13 protein-coding genes, 1 pseudogene and 1 riboswitch are annotated in these 18,488 nt (G+C 74.4%); of the genes and pseudogenes, 11 read left to right on the top strand and 3 right to left on the bottom strand.

The window, feature by feature from the left end; all coding sequences use genetic code 11:
• The first annotated feature begins 117 nt into the window (after positions 1-117).
• The 5 genes from ABZ885_RS21280 (at position 118) to ABZ885_RS21260 (ending at position 6,381) form a co-directional block, all read left to right on the top strand.
• Entirely contained in the window at positions 118-723 is a 606-nt protein-coding gene (locus ABZ885_RS21280) for a hypothetical protein (RefSeq protein WP_360190704.1), read from the top strand.
• Complete coding sequence (locus tag ABZ885_RS21275) at positions 720-2,186, top strand: family 16 glycosylhydrolase (RefSeq protein ID WP_360190701.1); 1,467 nt, start codon at positions 720-722, stop codon at positions 2,184-2,186. Before ABZ885_RS21280 ends, ABZ885_RS21275 begins: the two co-directional genes overlap by 4 nt.
• Before the next feature lie 25 nt (positions 2,187-2,211).
• Positions 2,212-3,486 (top strand): ATP-grasp domain-containing protein, encoded by a 1,275-nt coding sequence (locus ABZ885_RS21270; RefSeq protein WP_360190699.1) that lies wholly within the window; start codon positions 2,212-2,214, stop codon positions 3,484-3,486.
• Positions 3,483-4,697: an FAD-dependent oxidoreductase gene (locus tag ABZ885_RS21265; protein ID WP_360190696.1), complete on the top strand. Its 1,215-nt coding sequence runs from the start codon at positions 3,483-3,485 to the stop codon at positions 4,695-4,697. The genes ABZ885_RS21270 and ABZ885_RS21265 overlap by 4 nt, the downstream gene beginning before the upstream one ends.
• Before the next feature lie 316 nt (positions 4,698-5,013).
• A complete protein-coding gene (locus tag ABZ885_RS21260) occupies positions 5,014-6,381 on the top strand; it encodes a glycoside hydrolase family 16 protein (RefSeq protein ID WP_360190693.1) in 1,368 nt (455 codons plus the stop codon).
• Between the two features lie 120 nt (positions 6,382-6,501).
• Here ABZ885_RS21260 and ribA read toward each other — a convergent pair whose 3' ends face one another.
• A complete protein-coding gene (gene ribA, locus ABZ885_RS21255) occupies positions 6,502-7,203 on the bottom strand; it encodes a GTP cyclohydrolase II (protein ID WP_360190691.1) in 702 nt (233 codons plus the stop codon).
• Between the two features lie 389 nt (positions 7,204-7,592).
• On the opposite strand from ribA, the gene ABZ885_RS21250 reads away from it, so the two are divergent.
• The 5 genes from ABZ885_RS21250 to ABZ885_RS21230 all read left to right on the top strand — a co-directional run bounded on the left by ABZ885_RS21250 (position 7,593) and on the right by ABZ885_RS21230 (position 12,475).
• Positions 7,593-8,861 (top strand): hypothetical protein, encoded by a 1,269-nt coding sequence (locus ABZ885_RS21250; RefSeq protein WP_360190688.1) that lies wholly within the window; start codon positions 7,593-7,595, stop codon positions 8,859-8,861.
• A 107-nt stretch (positions 8,862-8,968) separates the two neighbouring features.
• Positions 8,969-9,850, top strand: a complete 882-nt coding sequence (locus ABZ885_RS21245; protein ID WP_360190685.1) for a GyrI-like domain-containing protein — start codon at positions 8,969-8,971, stop codon at positions 9,848-9,850.
• 87 nt (positions 9,851-9,937) lie between these two features.
• Positions 9,938-10,441: a DinB family protein gene (locus tag ABZ885_RS21240; protein ID WP_360190684.1), complete on the top strand. Its 504-nt coding sequence runs from the start codon at positions 9,938-9,940 to the stop codon at positions 10,439-10,441.
• A gap of 262 nt (positions 10,442-10,703) precedes the next feature.
• A complete protein-coding gene (locus tag ABZ885_RS21235) occupies positions 10,704-11,612 on the top strand; it encodes an NADP-dependent oxidoreductase (protein ID WP_360190681.1) in 909 nt (302 codons plus the stop codon).
• Positions 11,613-11,710: 98 nt separating this feature from the next.
• Positions 11,711-12,475 (top strand): VOC family protein, encoded by a 765-nt coding sequence (locus ABZ885_RS21230; RefSeq protein WP_360190678.1) that lies wholly within the window; start codon positions 11,711-11,713, stop codon positions 12,473-12,475.
• Here ABZ885_RS21230 and lnt read toward each other — a convergent pair.
• Entirely contained in the window at positions 12,451-14,061 is a 1,611-nt protein-coding gene (gene lnt / locus ABZ885_RS21225; RefSeq protein ID WP_360190676.1) for an apolipoprotein N-acyltransferase, read from the bottom strand. The genes ABZ885_RS21230 and lnt overlap by 25 nt on opposite strands.
• Positions 14,062-14,151: 90 nt before the next feature.
• Positions 14,152-17,769 (bottom strand): cobaltochelatase subunit CobN, encoded by a 3,618-nt coding sequence (cobN, locus tag ABZ885_RS21220; protein ID WP_360190673.1) that lies wholly within the window; start codon positions 17,767-17,769, stop codon positions 14,152-14,154.
• Positions 17,770-18,053: 284 nt separating this feature from the next.
• Positions 18,054-18,139, bottom strand: a riboswitch (cobalamin riboswitch).
• A 155-nt stretch (positions 18,140-18,294) separates the two neighbouring features.
• Between cobN and ABZ885_RS21215 the strand changes: the two are divergent.
• Positions 18,295-18,488 (top strand): annotated as a pseudogene (locus ABZ885_RS21215) (cobalamin biosynthesis protein CobG); the annotation flags it as partial.

Here is an 18,488-nt window from a genome sequence, read left to right as displayed (position 1 = left end):
GAGCTGCACCACTGCGGGATCATCGAAGACTGCGCGGATCCGGGGGGCGATCCGTCCACCGATCGGACAGACCTGGCCGCTTCCCGTACTCCGTTTGCGCCGTCCACGGCACCGTCGATGGCGCCCTCCGTGCCGCCGGACGACCGGCCCCTCGGCCCGGTGCGGACCGGTGCCACCGCCGTCGTCCTGCTCGGCCTGCTCGCCGGCCTGCTCTTCGGCTACTTCGGCAAGGAGAGCATGAACTACTTCACCCCGCAGGAGGTCGCCGCACTCCGCTACGTCGCCGCGACCCCGGCCGGCTCCCGGGTCATCTCGCTGACCGCCAACGAGCCGGGCGGCGAAATGCGCTACGACGACCACTCGCGGCTCGTCCTCGGCGACGCCGCCGGCGGGGACCTGCAACGCCTGGCGGCCGATCCCGGCGACGTCCTGCGGACGGCCCTCGCACGGCCGAACTACGCCGGCCCGACCTACCTGATCCTGACCCGCGCCCAGCTCGTCGAGTGCGAGCTGACCGGGCTGCTGCCGGTCTCCGCCACCGAGGGCTTCGCGGCCGCCGCCGCGGCCTCGCCCGACCTGCGGCTGGTCTTCTCCAACGAGGACGCCGTCGTCTACCGGTACACCCCGCCCCCGTACGTCCCGGTCCCGCACGGCCCGGTCGCGCACGTCCCGTCCGGCGGAGTGGACGCTGCCGCCGGCTCGGCCGAACGGGGCACGTCATGACCGTCCGGCCGTGGACCCTGCCGCGCGCGCTCCCGGCGCTGTCCGGCTGGACCGCCCTCGTCGCCCTGCTGCTCCCGGCCGGGAACCCGCTGCGGGCCGTCGTCGCCGGCGCCTTCCTGCTGGCCGGCCCGGGCGCGGCCGCCGTGGCCTGGGCCCGGCCGGGACCGTCCTGGCGCGACCGCGGGCCCGGCCGGCTGAGCGCCGCCTCGCTGGCCGTGGTGCTGAGCCTGGCGCTGGCGATGCTCACCGCGGAGGCGCTGTTCTTCACGCACTCCTTCACGCCCGGCCGGGCCGTGCTGGCGCTCACCGGGCTCACCACCCTGCTGACCCTGCTCCCGCGCCGCCTCCCCGCGGCACCCGTCCTCGCGTCCGGCCGGGCCGTGCGGCCCGCAGCCGCGCCCGAGGCGTCCGACCGGGCCGGGGCCGAGACGACCGACGGGGCCGGGGCGACCGACCGGCCCGACCGGCCCGCACCCGGGTCCGGGTCCGGTGAGGCCGACCGCCGCGTCCCCCGCCTCCGCCGGCCCCGGCCGGACCGCGGGCCGTCCGCCCGGCCTCCGCTCCGGTGGCGGCTGCCGGCGATCGCCTGCGCGCTGCTCCTCGCCGCTGCCTGCGGCGCGGCCAACGGCGCCGGCGTCGGCGCGGCCGCCCTCCACCCCGCCCTCCACACCGCGACCGCGGCGCCCTCGGGCCCGTCCGGCACCACGCCGCCGCCGGTCGGCGCCGACCAGCCCCCCGCGACCGGCCCGTGGCACGAGGCCTTCCGGGACGACTTCAACGGCACCACCCTGGACGGCTCCAAGTGGACCACCTGCTATGACTGGAACGTCCGCGGCTGCACCAATAGCGGCAACCACGAGGACCAGTGGTACCTCCCGGGCCAGGTCTCGGTCGCGAACGGCGCGCTCACGCTGACCGCCCAGCGCCGACCCACGACCGGCAGCGACGGGAAGACCTACCCCTGGACCTCCGGGATGATCTCCACCGGCCGCGACAGCTGGGACGGCACCCCGCGGCACACCTTCACCTACGGCTACTTCGCCGCCGCGATCAGGACGACCGACCAGCCGCTCGGCATGTTCCCCGCCTTCTGGCTGCTCTCCGCCAACACCCGGGGCGGGCTGCCGGAGCTGGACACCGTCGAGTTCATCAACAGCAACCAGTACGCCGACCTCAACCTGCACGCCGAGGCCCCCGACGGCACCAACATCGACGCCCACTACGCCCACGGCCCGGCGGACTTCTCCGTCGGCTACCACGTGTTCGGACTCGACTGGGAGCCGGACGCCGTCACCTGGTACGTCGACGGCGTCCAGGTCTTCCAGGTCACCGACCCGGCCGCGATCCCGACCACCCCGATGGAACTGATCCTCAACCTTGCCGTGGGCTACCAGCAGTCGCCCCCGCGCGGCGTCGACCAGACGCAGGTGCAGGCCGACTGGGTCGCCGTCTGGCAGCACTGAAACGACCCGGAGGAGGAACGACGACATGAACCGGACCGACCACACCAACCCGGCCAGGCGGCCGGATCTGGACCGGCGGACCGCGGTCCTGCTCGTCAAGGTGGGGAAGTACCCGCTGGCGCACGGCCCGGTCGGCGTCGTGCGGTCGCTGGGCCGCGCCGGCGTACCGGTCTACGCGATGGTCGAGGACCGGCTCACGCCGACGGCGGTCTCCCGCTACCTGACGCGTGCCTTCGTCCGGCCCACCACCGGACGCGAGAGCCCGGAGGAACTGCTCTCGGTCGTCCGGGACGTCGGCCGGGCGATCGGCCGCCGCTGCATCGCCCTGCCCACCGACGACGAGGCCGCCGTCCTGCTGGCCGAGCACGCCGACGAGCTGGCCCCGCACTTCGCGCTGCCGCCGGTGCCCGCCGGGCTCCCCCGGAGACTGGCCAACAAGGGCGCCCTGCACGCTATCTGCCGGGAGCACGGCATCCCGGCACCCGTCACCGCCGCCCCGCGCGACCACGACGAGCTGCTCGCCGCCGCCCGCACCTGCGGCTACCCGATGGTGCTGAAGAACCTCGAGCCGTTCACCCGGCTCAGCCGCCCGGTCGTCACGCACTCCACGATCGTGCACGACGAACAGGAACTGCTGGCCGCCTGCCCGCCGAACGGACGGCTGTCGGTCCTGGCCCAGGAGTACCTGGTGCAGGAGCGCTCCGAGGACTGGATCACCCACCTGTGCTGCGGACCCGGCGGCGAACCGCTGGCCGTGTTCACCGGGCACAAGCTGCGCTCGTACCCGCCCACGGGCGGGTTCACCACCCGGGCGGTCTCGCTGCCCAACCCCGAGCTGGCCGAACTCGCCGTCCGACTGTGCCGCGCGCTGCGCTACAGCGGCATCGCCGACCTGGACTGGCGCCTGGACCTGCGCGACGGCAAGTACAAGCTGCTCGACTTCAATCCCCGCACCGGCGCCCAGTTCCGGCTGTTCGAGACCGCGGAAGGCGTGGACGTGGTCCGCGCCCTGCACCTGTCCCTGACCGGCCGTCCGGTGCCGCACGGTCCGCAGCTGCCCCGCTTCTTCGGCGTGGGCCAGCTGGACGTGCTCTCCGCCGCCGCCACGTTCTGGCGGGACCGGCGACCGTTGCCCGACCTGAAGCCGCGGCGCACCACCGAACGCGCCTGGCTCTGCCGTGACGACCCGGCACCCGCCGCGGTCATGGCGGTCCGTTTCGGCGGCCAGGCGACGCAGAGGGTGGCCGGCTACGCCGGACACCGGATGGCCAAGGGCCTTGCCCCGGGAGGTTCGACATGAACTCGATCACTGAAGTGCCCGTCGCGATCGTCGGCGCCGGGCCGTACGGGCTGTCCGTGGCGGCCCACCTCCGGGCGCAGGGCGTTGCCGTCCGCGTGATGGGTGTGCCGATGGGGAGCTGGCGGGCACGCATGCCGGTCGGGATGTTCCTGAAGTCCACGCCCCGGGCCTCCTCCATCGCGGATCCCGAGGGCCGCTTCGGGCTGAACGACTTCCGGGCCGCCCGCCGCATGGTCCGGGTGGGGGACCGGTACGCGGTGCCGCTGGACGAGTTCGTCCGCTACGGCGAGTGGTTCCAGCAGCGGTGCGTGCCCGGGGTGGAGCGCGCGGCCGTGGTCCGGATCGCGGGGGCGCCGCCCGGCTTCCGGCTCTCCCTGGACACCGGCGAGGAGTTCGCGGCCCGGACGGTGGTGCTGGCCAACGGCTTCCCGCCGTACGCCCGGATCCCGGCCGTCCTCCGGCCGCTGGTCGCGGCGGGCCTCGCCTCGCACACCTCGGACCACGCCGACCTCGCGAAGTTCGCCGGCCAGCGGGTGGCGGTGATCGGCGCCGGGCAGTCGGCGCTGGAGAGCGCCACGCTGATGGCCGAGGCGGGCGCCGAACCGGTGCTGGTCGCGCGGACGGACCGGCTGCACTTCGGCGAGCCGCCCTCGACCGACCGGCCGGGCGACCGGCCGTGGCCGGAGCGGATCGCCCACCCGGCCTCGACGCTCGGCCCCGGCTGGTCCTTCGTCGCGTTCACCCGGGCCCCGGCCGCCTTCCGGTACCTGCCGGACCGCACCCGGGCGGAGCTGGTGCGGACCGTGCTCGGGCCGTCCGGGGCGTGGTGGCTGCGGGACCGGGTGGCCGGCCGGTTCCCCGTGCTCACCGGCCACCGGGTGGTGTCGGGAGAGGAGGTCGACGGCCGGGTCCGGCTCCGGCTGCAGGGCTCCACCGGCACCCTGGAGGTCGACCAGGTGCTGGCCGCCACCGGGTACCGGGTCGACGTCGAGCGGCTGGAGCTGCTGGACCCGGGACTGCGCGGCGCCGTGGCCCGGCGGAACGGGGGCGCTCCCCGGCTGTCCCACGGCTTCGAGTCCTCGGTGCCCGGGCTCTACTTCACCGGCCTCTCCGCCGCCGACACCTTCGGGCCGATGATGCGCTTCGTGTGCGGGACGGGCTTCGCGGCCCGGCAGATCAGCCGGGCGGTCGCCACGGAGGTGCACCGGTGAGCCGCCGGGTCCGCGGCCGGCCGGGCAGGCCCGTCCGGCCCCGGCGGCCCCCGGCCCGACGGCCCTGCCGGGGCGTCCGATCCGTCCGGTGTGTCCGATGTGTCCGGCGTCTCTTCCCTGCTGTCGGACCGGCACCTGTGCCCCATCTCACAGCGGGGCCGCGCCGACCCCCCGAAGGCCCGCCCCACCAGGAGTTTTAGGAAGGTACACGATCGATGCCGCGGCTCCGGCCGCGGCATCGGGCTTGCGTGCGGACCGTTCCCTCGTCCAGGCTGCTGCGCGTCCACAGCCGGGGGGAACGAAAGGTCCTCCACGCATGGCCAAGCACTCGAAATCCCGCCGCGGTACGCTCACGGGCACCCGCCGGCTCGCCGTCCTCGCCCTCGCGGTCGCCGCTACCGGAACCGGGGCGGCCACCGCCTGGGCCCTGCCGGCCGCGCCGGCCGAGCCGGTGGTGGTCGACTCCCTCTCGATCACGCCGACTGCACCCGGCTCCGGCGCCCCGGTCACCGCCACCGCCAAGCTGCACGCCACCAAGCAGACCGCGGTGCAGGCGCTGACCATCGCGGTCCGCTCGGCCGACGGTGCCAACTACGACTTCCCGGGCGCGGTCCCGGCGACCCTCACGTCGGCGAAGCGCACCTTCACCCCGTCGAGCCGCACCTTCCCGGCGGGGAAGTACACGTACTTCGTGGCCTACGAGACCAACAACCGCTGGCACAACCTGGCCCCGATCGGCAGCTTCACCGCCGGTCCGGCCGGGACCGTGACCCCGGCGCCGACGCCCTCCACGACGCCGAGCCCGTCGTCCACGCCGTCGTCGACCCCGAGCCCGTCCTCGACGCCCACCTCGGCGCCGAGCCCCACCTCGACGCCCACCTCGACGCCGAGCCCGTCCTCGACGCCGTCGTCGACCCCGAGCCCGTCGTCGACCCCGAGCCCGTCCTCGACGCCGTCGGCCACGGCCTCGCCGTCCGCCACGCCGTCCCAGCCGTCCGGCACGGCCGGTCCGCTCGGCATCCCCGGCAGCTGGCACTCGGTCTTCGCCGACGAGTTCAACGGCTCCTCGCTCGACAGCTCGAAGTGGAACCCCAACTGGTTCGGCTGCGCCACCTGCACCACGCCCCCGGTGAACAGCGCCGAGTCCGCCGCCTACGCCCCGTCCCAGATCAGCGAGAGCGGTGGCAGCCTGCACCTGAAGGCCGAGCAGAAGCCGGCCACGGTGAACGGCAAGAACTACGCGTACACCTCCGGCCTGGTCAACACCAACGGCAAGGCCCAGTTCACCTACGGCGCGTTCGAGTCCCGGATCTACCTGCCGGCCTCCGGTTCGCAGGTCGCCAACTGGCCCGCCTTCTGGACCGACGGCCAGAACTGGCCGGCCGACGGTGAGCTCGACGTGATGGAGGGCCTGAGCGGCCAGGCCTGCTACCACTTCCACTCGCCGTCCGGCGGTCCCGGCGGCTGTGCCTCGGGCAACTACAGCGGCTGGCACACCTTCGGTGCCGAATGGGCGCCGGGCTCGGTGACCTACTACTACGACGGCGTGAAGGTCGGTCAGATCACCACCGGGATCACCTCCTCGCCGATGTACCTGATCCTCAACAACGCGGTCTACGCCTCCGGCCCGACCGCGGCCCCGGCCGACATGCAGGTCGACTACGTGCGGGTCTGGCAGCACTGACCCGACCGGCCCGAGCCGGTGGCCCGGCACTGCGGAGTCGTTCCGCGGTGCCGGGCCACCGGCTTTTCGGTGCCCGGCCCGCCGTGCCTGGCTGCGTGCCTGGCCGCCGTGCCCTGCGGCTCAGCCCACCAGGCGGGACAGCTCGATCGAGTGCCCGGTGCGTTCGACCTTGGCGCGCAGGTAGCGGACGTTGCTGTCGGACACGTGCACGCCGGTCGGCACCCGGCGCCCGACCGTGATCCGGAGGGCGGACAGCTGCGCGGCCTTGTCCGGGTTGTTGCTGAGCAGGTCGATGCGGGTGGCGCCGAGCGCGGTGAGCATCTGGGCGGCGGCGGTGTAGTCGCGCCCGTCCTCGGGCAGGCCGAGCGCGGTGTTGGCGTCGTAGGTGTCCAGGCCGGCGTCCTGGAGGGCGTAGGCGTCCAGCTTGTTGTAGAGGCCTATGCCCCGGCCCTCCTGGCGCAGGTAGAGCAGGTAGCCGCCCGCCTCGGCGATCCGCTCGACCGACTCGCGCAGCTGCGGGCCGCAGTCGCACCGGTCCGAGCCGAACACGTCGCCGGTGAGGCACTCCGAGTGCAGCCGCACCAGCGGCGTCCGGGCGTCCGCGGCCGCTCCGGCCCCGGCGGCCGCCTCCCCGGTGTCTCCGGGGACCGCGACCGGGCCGAAGGCGAGTGCCAGGTGCTCGGCGCCGTCGGCGAGGCCGTGGAAGGTGAAGACCTCGGCCTCGGCGCGGTAGCCGTCCGGGAAGGTCAGCGGGATGCGGACCCGGGAGCGCACGGTGGCGGCACCCGGGTGCGGTGTGGCGGGATGCGGCAGCTGCGGCATGGACGGGGCCTCCGTTACCGGTGTGGTGGTCGGTTCTCGACCGTACTAGGTAGTTCCAATTTGAACAACTGCGTTCCGGTCTGCCGCGGTGGTGGGGCGGGGTGGGGGCGCTGCGGTCGGTGGTGCGGCTGGGGGCGCGGCTTGTGGTGCGGAGCGGTCGGGTCGGCGGTGCGGCTGGGTCGGTGGCGCGGTTGCGGTGGTGGAGGGTCGCAACACCGCGGGGGCCTCGGATCTTCCCGTCGGCCACCCGGCGGTCCGGAGCTCTGTGCTGCTCCGGGCCGTTCCGGGCTGCGCGTGGACCGGCCGGAGTCGCGGTCGCCGCACGGCCCGGCGACGCGTCACGGCTTGTCAGATGTGCAGTGCCGCGCCTACGTTCAGACTCCATGACCATGTCACGTAGGACGATCATCAAGGGAATGGCCGCCGCACCCTTCGCGGTGATGGCCGGTGCCGCCCTCACCCCGGCGGTGGCCGAGGCCGGGACGATCACGCCCGGCCAGTTCACCCTGGCCGAGCGGGTGGGCAACGGGCACGGTGCGTACGCGGACCTCGCCGCCGGACTGGCCCGGACGCTGCCCAGGGCGACGGTGGCCGACGTGCTGGCCGACGCGAACCGGGACGCGCGGCACCTGACGGCGGCGCCGGGCGGGGTCGGGGCCTTCCAGGACGGCTTCGCGTGGAACCCGGGCGACCAGGCGGTCGAGGAGTGGGTGCCGCAGGGCGTGACCACCAGCGCCGACGCGCTGGGCTCCGGCGTGTGGAGCGGCAAGCGGGTGGTCCTGGTGTCCTGGTACTTCGACACCGACCCGAACGGCGACGGCACCCCCGACTTCCCGGTCAACAAGGGCGTCCGGGTCTCCTTCGTCGACCACACCGACCGCCTGGCGCCCAAGTACCGGCACGTGCTGCTGGTCGAGCCGGTGAAGACCGCGAGCGGCGCGTACTCCTACGCCCCGGTGCAGCGGCACGCGGGCGGCATCCTCTGGTACGGCAACCTGCTCTACATGGTGGACACCACCAAGGGTCTGCGGGTCTTCGACCTCGACACGGTCTTCGAGGTGGCGACCGGCAAGTCCGACGTCTGCGGGCTGGACGCCGACGGCAGGCACTACGCCTACGACTACAAGTACGTGCTGCCGCAGAGCGCCGCGTACGACAACACCGGCACGCTGCTGCGGTTCTCCTGCCTCGGGCTCGACCGCGCCAGCACGCCGGACAGCCTGACCGTCAGCGAGTACGCGGTGGACCTCGCCGACCCGGTGGTCGACTACTCGGGCACCGGCTGGAACGGCAACGGCACGAAGGTCCCCACGCCCAAGGTGGTGCGCTGGAACCTCGACTACACCAACCGCCGGCTCGGCTCGACCACCGCCTCGGAGGCGGTCACGGTCAAGCAGGGCAAGATCCAGGGCGTCGTCTCGCAGCAGTCGAAGCACTACCTCTCCGCGAGCAACGGCTCCGCCAACGGCAGCCTGCGTGCCGTCACTTCGGGATCCGACACGCCGTCGACCGTGACCAGGCTGGCCGTCGGCAGCGAGGACCTGAGCTTCCACAGCGCGGCCACCACCGGCTGGGCGTACGGCGAGTCGGTGATCTGGAACCTCAGCGAGTACGCCGGGACCAGGTACGTCTACGCGGTGCGGGCCGACGGCTCCTGACCGGTCCACCGGTCTGCCGTACCCGACCGGAGCGGGCACAGGATGTCGGGTGCGGCAGGGTGGGTCCTTCCTACGGTGGTGATCAGTGAAGGGAAGGACGGGGCGCAGTGCTGGAGCACCTGAACCGGGCGATGGAGCGCATCGAGGAGGACCTCGGGGCGTGTCCCGGCGCGGCGGTCGACGTGGCCGGGCTGGCGCGGACCGCGCTGACGTCGGAGTACCACTTCCGGCGGATGTTCTCGGCGCGGGCCGGGATGCCGTTGTCGGAGTACGTGCGACGCCGTCGGCTGACCGTCGCCGGGGCCGAAGTGCTCTCCGGTGAACGGACGTTGCTGGAGGTGGCGGTCCGCTACGGCTACGCCTCGGGAGAGGCGTTCGCCCGGGCGTTCCGGGCCATGCACGGCGTCGGGCCGGGCGAGGCCCGGCGTGCGGGGGCGGTGCTGAAGTCCCAGCCCCGGATGTCCTTCCGACTCGTCATCGAAGGGAGCAGCAGTATGGAATACCGGATCGTCGAGAAGCCCGCGTTCCGGATCGTCGGCCGGCGGGCCCGGGTCCCGCTCGTCCACGAGGGGGTGAACCCGGCCATCGCCGAGTTCATCCGGGGGCTCGGCCGGGAGACCGTCGACCGGATCGCGACCCTCTCGGACGGGGAGCCGGACGGCATCGTCGCGGTCACCGAGTTCTTCTCGGACAGCCGCGAGGAGGGCGTCGAACTCGACTACTACCACGCGGTGGTGGCGGGCGCGGACACCGTCGTCGCGGACGACCTGGACGTGCGCGAGGTCCCGGCCGGCACCTGGGCGGTCTTCTCCAGCACCGGGGCCTTCCCGAAGGCCCTCCAGGAGATGTGGCGGGACGTCTACACCCAGTGGTTCCCGTCCAACCCGTACGAGACCCGCCCGGGACCGGAGATCCTGCGCACCCGCTTCCCGTCCGAGGGCGAGGCCGAGGCGCAGCTCTGGATCCAGGTGCAGCGGTCGGAGCGCTGAATCGCCCTTGAGTGATTGAGGATTGACGCTTCGTCAAGAAGGCCCCCGGGTTGGTTCCGCCGCCCCGGGGGCCTGTAGGGTCCGCGCATGATGAAGCGCGTGCCCTTCCAAGGGGCGGAGAAGGAGAGCCTGTTCGCGGCTCTCGACCGGCACCGTGACGCCGTGCTGTGGAAGTTGGAGGGCCTGGACGACGAACAGCTCCGGCGGCCGATGACGGCCTCGGGGACGACGCTGCTGGGGCTGGTGAAGCACCTCGGCGGCGCCGAACTCGGTTGGTTCTGCCAGACGTTCGGCCGCGAGACCGGTCCGCTGCCGTTCGACCTCGACGAGGACGAGGAGTCCGACCTCACGATACGGCCGGACGAGTCGACCGCCGGCATCCTCACCTTCTACGACCGTGCCCGCGCCGCCGCCGACCAGGTCATCGAGGAGCTGGAGCTGGACGACACCGGCCGGGCCTGGTTCGGGGACGAGGTATCGCTGCGCTGGGTCCTGATCCACATGGCCACCGAAACCGCCCGCCACGCCGGACACATGGACATCATCCGCGAGCTCATCGACGGCCGGACGGGAGACCACAGCCGGGGGTGACCGACGCCCGGGGCGGGTGGCGCGGGTCCTTCCCCTCGGGTCCGCGCCAACGCGGGGGGAGGGGCCGCCCGGTGGCTGACAGCTGACGGATGACAGATAACAGATTTCATTATCTGTTATCTGTCATCTGTCAGCCGTCGTCCGCTCGCCGCCCGCCTGCTCCTTCTCCCCCCGCCCGTTCGGCGCCACCGGCGGGCCGTGGCCAACGGTGGCCCGCATGCTGGGGCGGGAGCGGGACGCCCAGCGAAGGAGTGGATCGAGGATGGCCAAGGCGTTCGGGTTCGTCGGGTACGGCGGGCCGGAGAATCAGGAGTTCCTGGACCGCCCCGTGCTGGCGCCGGGGCCCGGCCGGCTGGCGATCGTGGTGCGGGCGGCCGGGGTGAACCCGGTGGACTGGAAGATCCGCCGCGGGTGGCTCGGGCAGGAGCGAGAGCTGCCGGCGGTGATGGGCCAGGAGGCCGCGGGGGTGGTCGAGCGGATCGGGCCCGAGGTCACGGGCTTCACACCGGGGGACGAGGTGTTCGGCGTCACGGCGACGGGCGCCTTCGCCGAGCAGACCCTGCTCGTGGCCAGCGCCAGCGCGGTCAAGCCGAACGGTCTCGGGTTCGCGGAGGCGGCGACGCTGCCGGTGGCGGCCGCGACCGCCGACGACGGCGTCCGGGACGTCGGCGTCGGCTCCGGGCAGACGCTGCTGATCCTCGGCGTGGCCGGCGGTGTGGGCAGCGCGGCCGCGCAGATCGCGCGGAGCCGGGGCATCCGGGTGGTCGGCACGGCGAGCGACGCCAACCGCGGGTACGTGGAGTCGCTCGGCGCGGTGCAGGTGCTCTACGGCGAGGGCGTGGCCGAGCGGATCAGGGCGGTCGCGCCGGACGGGGTGGACGGCATCCTCGACCTGGTCGGCGGGGACGATCTGCGCGCCGCCGCCGGGACGCTGGCCGACCGGTCGAAGCTGGTCTCCACCGCGGACCCGGCGACCGCGGCGGAGCTCGGCGGGCGCTACATCACCCGGTCCACCACCCCGGCGACGCTCGCCGCGCTGGCCGACCTGGTCGCCGCCGGCGAGCTGGACGTGCACGTCACCGGCCGCTTCCCGCTGGCCCACGCCGCCGAGGCGCTGGCCCTGGTCGAGTCCGGCCACGCGCGCGGAAAGCTCGTCCTCGAGATCGGCTGAACGGGCACCGGGCCGCCCACCCATCCGCACCCCACCCACCCGCCCACCAAGGTGCAGGAACCACGAAGTACCGAGCAGGAAACAGGGAGCACGGCGAGATGAAGCTGAACACGGTGACCACCGGCGGGCCCTGCTGGGTCGAGCACGGCAGTTCCGACCCGGAGGCGGCCAGGCGGTTCTACGGCGAACTGTTCGGCTGGGAGCCCGAGGCCGACGAACGGCCCGAGGCCGGCGGCTACACCTTCATGAAGCTGGGCGGTGCGATCGCCGCCTCGATCACCCCGCTGTACGGGGAGAGCCAGCCGACGGCCTGGAGCGTCTCCTTCGCGGTCACCGACGCGGACGCCTCCGCCGCCCGGATCACCGAGGCGGGCGGGAGCATCGTCGTCGCGCCGATGGACGCGCTGGACTTCGGGCGGTTCGTGATCGCGGCGGACCAGGCCGGCGCGGTGTTCGGGCTCTGGCAGGCGGGCCGGCTGACCGGCGCCGAGGTGCTCAACGTGCCCGGTGCGCTCGGCTGGGTGGAGCTGCTGACCCGCGACCCGGAGGGCGCGAGGGCCTTCTACCCGGCGGTGTTCGGCTGGTCGGTCAACCCGTCCGAGCAGTACACCCAGTGGGGCCTGTCCGGTGAGGACTTCGGCGGCATGCTCACCATGGACGACCGGTTCCCGCCGCAGGTGCCGCCGCACTGGCTGCCGTACTTCGCGGTCGCGGACGCCGACGTGTCGACGTTCCGGGCCGGGAACCTCGGCGGGGACGTGCTGATGGCACCGTTCTCGATGGCGAACGGCCGGCGGATCGGCGTCCTGCGCGACCCGATGGGCGCGGCCTTCGGCATCTACGCGGCCGGGCCCGAGGGCTGACCCTCCTCCGCCCCGGCCTCCGCCCCCGCCGTCCGGCGGCGGAGCCGGGCCGCCCCGCCGGTCACCGCCGCCGCGGCGGTGACCAGCAGCGCCGCCGCCGGCACCACGTCGCCGACCCGGTCGTACCAGGTCAGCGTGGACGGCGCGGTCAGCGGCAGCCGGACGGTGAGTGCGCCGGTCCGGTCGGTGCCGAGCCGGGCCAGCTCGCGCCCCTGTGCGTCGAAGGCGGCCGAGACGCCGGTGAGCGAGGCCTGCACGGCGGGCCGGCCGGTCTCGGCGGCCCGGATCGCGGCCAGCGAGACGTGCTGCTCGGGCGCCCAGGTGCGCTGGAAGGTCGAGGTCGAGGACTGGTAGACCAGCATCCGGGCGCCGTCCCGGGCGGCGGCGCGGGACATGTCGGGGAAGGCCGACTCGAAGCAGATCAGCGCCCCTACCGGCAGCGGCGCGCCCGTCCGGTCGGTGGCGGGGAGGACGTGGAAGGCCGTCCCCGGCGCCCGGTTCTCGCCGGCCGCCCGGCTGACGCCCGCGACCCAGCCGAGCAGCGGGCGCAGCGGGATGTACTCGCCGAAGGGCACCAGCCGGATCTTGCGGTAGCGGTCGGTGATCCCGTCCGGGGAGACCAGTACCGCGTCCTTGGAGATCCGCCCGTCCGCCTTGCGCGCGTCCTCGCCGGCCAGGATCCCGGCGCCGGTGTCGGCGGCGAGCCGGCGCAGCGTGGCCAGGGCGGCCGGGTCGCGGTCGAGGTCGGCGGTGCTGCTGGACTCGCCCCAGACGACGAGGTCGACCGGCCGCGCGCCGAGCCCGGCGGTGGCGGCGGCACTGGCGTCGAACCGGGCCTGCGGGTCCTCGACGATGCCGGGCTGGATCAGCGCGACCGTGACGGCGCCGGCGGGGGCGGGCGCGGCGCGCAGCGCGAACAGCAGCGGCCCGGCCGCCAGCACCAGCACGGTGGCCAGCGCCGCGACGGCCCGCGGTCGCGCTTCGGTGGCGGTCAGCAGGATCAGCACCCCGGTGTTGACGGCCACGACGGCGGCGCTGACCAGCCAGATCCCGCCGGCCGAGGCCAGCGCGAGGACGGTCGGGTGCTTCCACTGGGTGGCGCCGAGCAGTGCCCAGGGCCCGCCGAGGGCGTGCCAGGAGCGCGCGTACTCGGTGGTCAGCCAGACTGCCGGGACGACGGCCAGGGCGAGCAGCGCCCGGCGGGCGGTCAGCGGCGGGTGCAGCAGGAGCCACACGGTGAGCCCGAGGCCGGCCTGCAGCGCGCCGAACACGATCGCGAGCAGGGGCAGGCCGGGCCCGATGGAGGGGATCAGCCAGTACATCGCGGTGAGGATGAACCCCGCGCCGAACCACCACCCGCGCACCGCCGCCTCGCGCGCCCCGGGCGCCCGCTGCATCAGCAGCAGTCCAGGGACGAGGCCGACCCAGGCCAGTTCCGCCAGCCCGGCCGACGGGAAGGCGAGGACCGGCAGCGCCCCGGCGGCGAGCGCGGCCACCCGCGGCCGGTACCGGTGGGCACGGGCGTCCCGGTCCCGGGCGTCGGACGCGCCGAGGGCGGGCGGGCTGAGGACTGGGCGGCGTGACATGCCCCGTATTGTCCGCTTGGCCGAGGCACGCCACCAGTATTCCCGTCACCCGAACGGGTGACGGGAACACCGTCGGGGAGCGGGCGGGCCTCAGCCCTCGCCGCCCTCCAGGTCGCCCTCGGTCTCCAGGAAGGCGGCCTGGAGCTGCTCGATCAGCTCCGGGTCCGGCTGCTCCCAGAGGCCGCGGCTCGCCGCCTCCAGCAGCCGCTCGCTGATCCCGTGCAGCGCCCACGGGTTGGCGCCGGCCAGGAACTCGCGGTTGACCGGGTCGAGGACGTACTCCTGGGTGAGCTTCTCGTACATCCAGTCGGCGACCACACCGGTCGTGGCGTCGTAGCCGAACAGGTAGTCCACGGTGGCGGCCATCTCGAAGGCGCCCTTGTAGCCGTGGCGGCGCATCGCCTCGATCCAGCGCGGGTTGACCACGCGGGCGCGGAAGACCCGGGCCGCCTCCTCGGTCAGCGTCCGGGTGCGGACCGTCTCCGGGCGGGTCGAGTCGCCGATGTAGGCGGTCGGGGCCTTGCCGGTGAGGGCGCGCACGGTGGCGACCATGCCGCCGTGGTACTGGAAGTAGTCGTCCGAGTCGGCGATGTCGTGCTCGCGGGTGTCGGTGTTCTTCGCGGCGACGGTGATCCGCTTGTACGCGGTCTCCATCTCCTCGCGGGCCGGCCGCCCGTCCAGCCCGCGCCCGTACGCGTAGCCGCCCCAGACCGTGTACACCTCGGCCAGGTCGGCGTCGGTGCGCCAGTCGCGGCTGTCGATCAGCTGGAGCAGACCGGCGCCGTACGTGCCCGGGCGGGAGCCGAAGACGCGGACGGTGGCCTTGCGCTCGTCGCCGTGGACGGCCAGGTCGGCCTGGACGTGGGCGCGGACGAAGTTCTGCTCGTCCGGCTCCTCCTGGGCGGCGGCCAGGCGCACCGCGTCGTCCAGCAGGGCGACCACGTGCGGGAAGGCGTCCCGGAAGAAGCCGGAGATGCGCAGCGTGACGTCGATGCGCGGGCGGCCGAGCTCCGCGACCGGGATCGCCTCCAGGCCGGTGACCCGGCGCGAGGCGTCGTCCCAGACCGGCCGGACGCCCAGCAGGGCGAAGGCCTCGGCGATGTCGTCGCCGGCGGTGCGCATCGCGCTGGTGCCCCAGAGCGAGAGCCCGACCGAGGGCGGGAAGGCGCCGTCGTTGTCGGCGGTGTAGCGCTCCAGCAGCGAGGCGGCGAGTGCCTGGCCGGTCTCCCAGGCGAGCTTGCTGGGCACGGCCTTCGGGTCGACGGAGTAGAAGTTGCGGCCGGTCGGCAGCACGTTGACCAGGCCGCGCAGCGGCGAGCCGGAGGGGCCGGCCGGGACGAATCCGCCCTGCAGCGCGTGCAGCACGGCGTCCAGCTCGTCGGTGGTGGCGGCGAGGCGCGGGACGACCTGGGTGGCGGCGAAGGCGAGCACCTCGGCGACGGCGGCCGGCAGCCCGGCGGCGACCTTCTCGACCGCGTCGGGCGCCCAGTCCTCGGCCTCCATCGCCTCGACCAGGGCGCGGGCCTGCGCCTCGGCGGCGTCGGTGGCGCCCAGCGTCAGGGCGGCCTCGTCGAGGCCGAGCGCCTCGCGCAGTCCGGGCAGGGCGCTGACGCCGCCCCAGATCTGGCGGGCGCGCAGGATGGCGAGCACGATGTTGACCCGGTCGGTGCCCGCCGGCGCCTGGCCGAGCACGTGCAGGCCGTCGCGGATCTGGGCGTCCTTGACCTCGCAGAGCCAGCCGTCGACGTGCAGCAGGAAGTCGTCGAAGCCGTCGTCCTCGGGGCGCTCGTCGAGGCCGAGGTCGTGGTCGAGCTTGGCGGCCTGGATCAGGGTCCAGATCTGGGCGCGGATGGCCGGCAGCTTGGCCGGGTCCATCGCGGCGATGTTGGAGTGCTCGTCGAGGAGCTGCTCCAGCCGTGCGATGTCGCCGTAGGAGTCGGCGCGGGCCATCGGCGGGACGAGGTGGTCGACCAGGGTGGCGTGGGCGCGGCGCTTGGCCTGGGTGCCCTCGCCCGGGTCGTTGACCAGGAACGGGTAGATCAGCGGCAGGTCGCCGAGGACGGCGTCCGGGCCGCACTCGGCGGAGAGCGCGGCGGTCTTGCCGGGCAGCCACTCCAGGTTGCCGTGCTTGCCGAGGTGGATCACCGCGTCGGCGCCGAAGCCGCCGTCCGCCTCGGCGGCCGCGATCCAGCGGTAGGCGGCGAGGTAGTGGTGGCTCGGCGGGAGGTCGGGGTCGTGGTAGATCGCGACCGGGTTCTCGCCGAAGCCGCGCGGCGGCTGGATCAGGACGAGCAGGTTCCCGGACCGGATCCCGGCCAGCACGATGTCGCCGTCCGGGTTCTGCGAGCGGTCGACGTACAGCTCGCCGGGGGCCGGGCCCCAGTGGTCCTCGACCTGCTCGCGCAGTGCGGCGGGCAGCGTGGCGTACCAGCGGCGGTAGTCGGCGGCCGGGATGCGGACGGGGTTGCGGGACAGCTGGTCCTCGGTGAGCCAGTCCTGGTCGTAGCCGCCGGCCGCGATCAGGGCGTGGATGAGGGCGTCGCCCTCGTGGCCGTCCTCGTCCTCGGCGACGTCGAGTCCGGGCAGCCGGTCGCCCAGGTCCATGCCCTCCTCGCGCAGGCGGTGCAGCAGGCGCACCGCACTGGCCGGGGTGTCCAGGCCGACGGCGTTGCCGACCCGGGCGTGCTTGGTCGGGTACGCGGAGAGGACGAGCGCCAGGCGGCGCTCGGCGGCCGGGACGTGCCGCAGCCGGGCGTGCTTGACGGCGGTGCCGGCGACCCGGGCGGCGCGCTCGGGGTCGGCGGCGTAGACGGTGAGGCCGTCCTCGTCCAGCTCCTTGAAGGAGAACGGGACGGAGATCAGCCGGCCGTCGAACTCGGGCACCGCGATCTGGGTGGCGGTGTCGAGGGGGGAGAGGCCGTCGTCGCTGGCCTCCCACTGGGCGCGCGACCAGGTCAGGCAGAGCGCCTGGAGGATCGGGCGGTCGAGGGCGGCGAGCGCGCCCGCGTCCCAGGCCTCCTCGTCGCCGCCGGCCTGCGCGTCGGCCGGGCGGGTGCCGCCGGCGGCGAGCACGGTGGTGACGATCGCGTCGGCCGCGCCGAGCTCGGCCAGCAGCTCCGGCTCGGCGCCGCGCAGCGAGGCGCAGTAGTACGCCTTCGCCTGCGCGCCCTGGTCCTCGACGGCCCGGCAGAGGGTCTCCACGAAGGCGGTGTTCCCGCTCATGTGGTGGGCGCGGTAGTAGAGCACCGCGATGGTCGGGCCGTCGGTGACCCGCGCGGTGCGCTCCAGCGGGCCCCAGGCGGGGGCGGAGGCGGGCGGGGCGAAGCCGTGGCCGGTGAGCAGCACCGTGTCGGAGAGGAAGGAGCCCAGCTCGGCCAGGTTGGCCGCGCCGCCGTGGGCGAGGTAGGCGTGCGCCTCGGCGGCGATGCCGGCCGGGACGGTGGACAGCTCCATCAGCTGGGCGTCGGGCGCCTGCTCGCCGGTCAGCACGACCACCGGGCGGGGGCCGGCCAGCAGCGCGTCCAGGCCCTCCTGCCAGGCCCGGCGGCCGCCGAGCAGGCGGACGACCACGAGGTCGGTGCCCTCCAGCAGTTCGGGCAGCTCCTCGGCGGTGAGCCGGGCGGGGTTGCCGAGCCGGTAGCGCACCGGGCCCTCGGAGGCACGGGCGCTGAGCAGGTCGGTGTCGGACGTCGACAGCAGCAGAATCATGCGTAGGCCCTCCCGGCCTCGGAACCGCCCCGAGCCGAAGGGCGCGCCGGCGTTGGACGTGATGAGTGACAAGCGGGTGACGAAGGAAGGAGCGCCGGAGCGTGGGGGCACCGCCCGGCCACCCGGCCGGGGGAGAGCATCGACGGCGGGTCCGAGCGCCCGGAGGCGTGCGGCCGGGCCACAGCGGGCACGGGCGCGTGCGACGGCGGGGTCGCGGGCATGCGGCGGCGCATGGCTTCAAGCCTTCCTCGGGGTCCGCGCCCCGGGCCGGTGGAGGACGGCAGGAGTTCCTGGCTCCCGCGGCGTCCCGGAGCTCCGGTGAACCGCGGTCACAGTGGCGGGACCGCACCGGGCTTGCACCGGTTTCCTCCCCTGCGCCGTCGCTGGCGTGCGGACGGCCCGCGAGGGACGCCCGGCAGCATCGTACGGGGTACGGCTGAGCTGGGGGAGTGCCCCGGTCGGGGAGCCTCCTCCCGGTCCGGGAGTGTGACCCGGAGTACGGGGGAAACCGATCGGATCATCTGTATGCTCGCCGCCATGCCACCGACACCCGACGTCACCACGCCGGGCGCCGCCGGGCCCGACCGGGGCCGTGCGGACGCCTGTCCGGGGGCCCTTCGTCTGCACACCGCCGACGACGGCGCCCTGGCCCGGGTCCGGCTGCCCGGCGGACTGCTGACGGACCGTCAGGCCCTGGCGCTGGCCGACGCCGCCGAGGC

This window comes from Kitasatospora sp. NPDC047058, assembly GCF_040643935.1.
GTDB lineage: Bacteria > Actinomycetota > Actinomycetes > Streptomycetales > Streptomycetaceae > Kitasatospora.
This window is presented reverse-complemented; position numbering and strand designations above follow the sequence as displayed.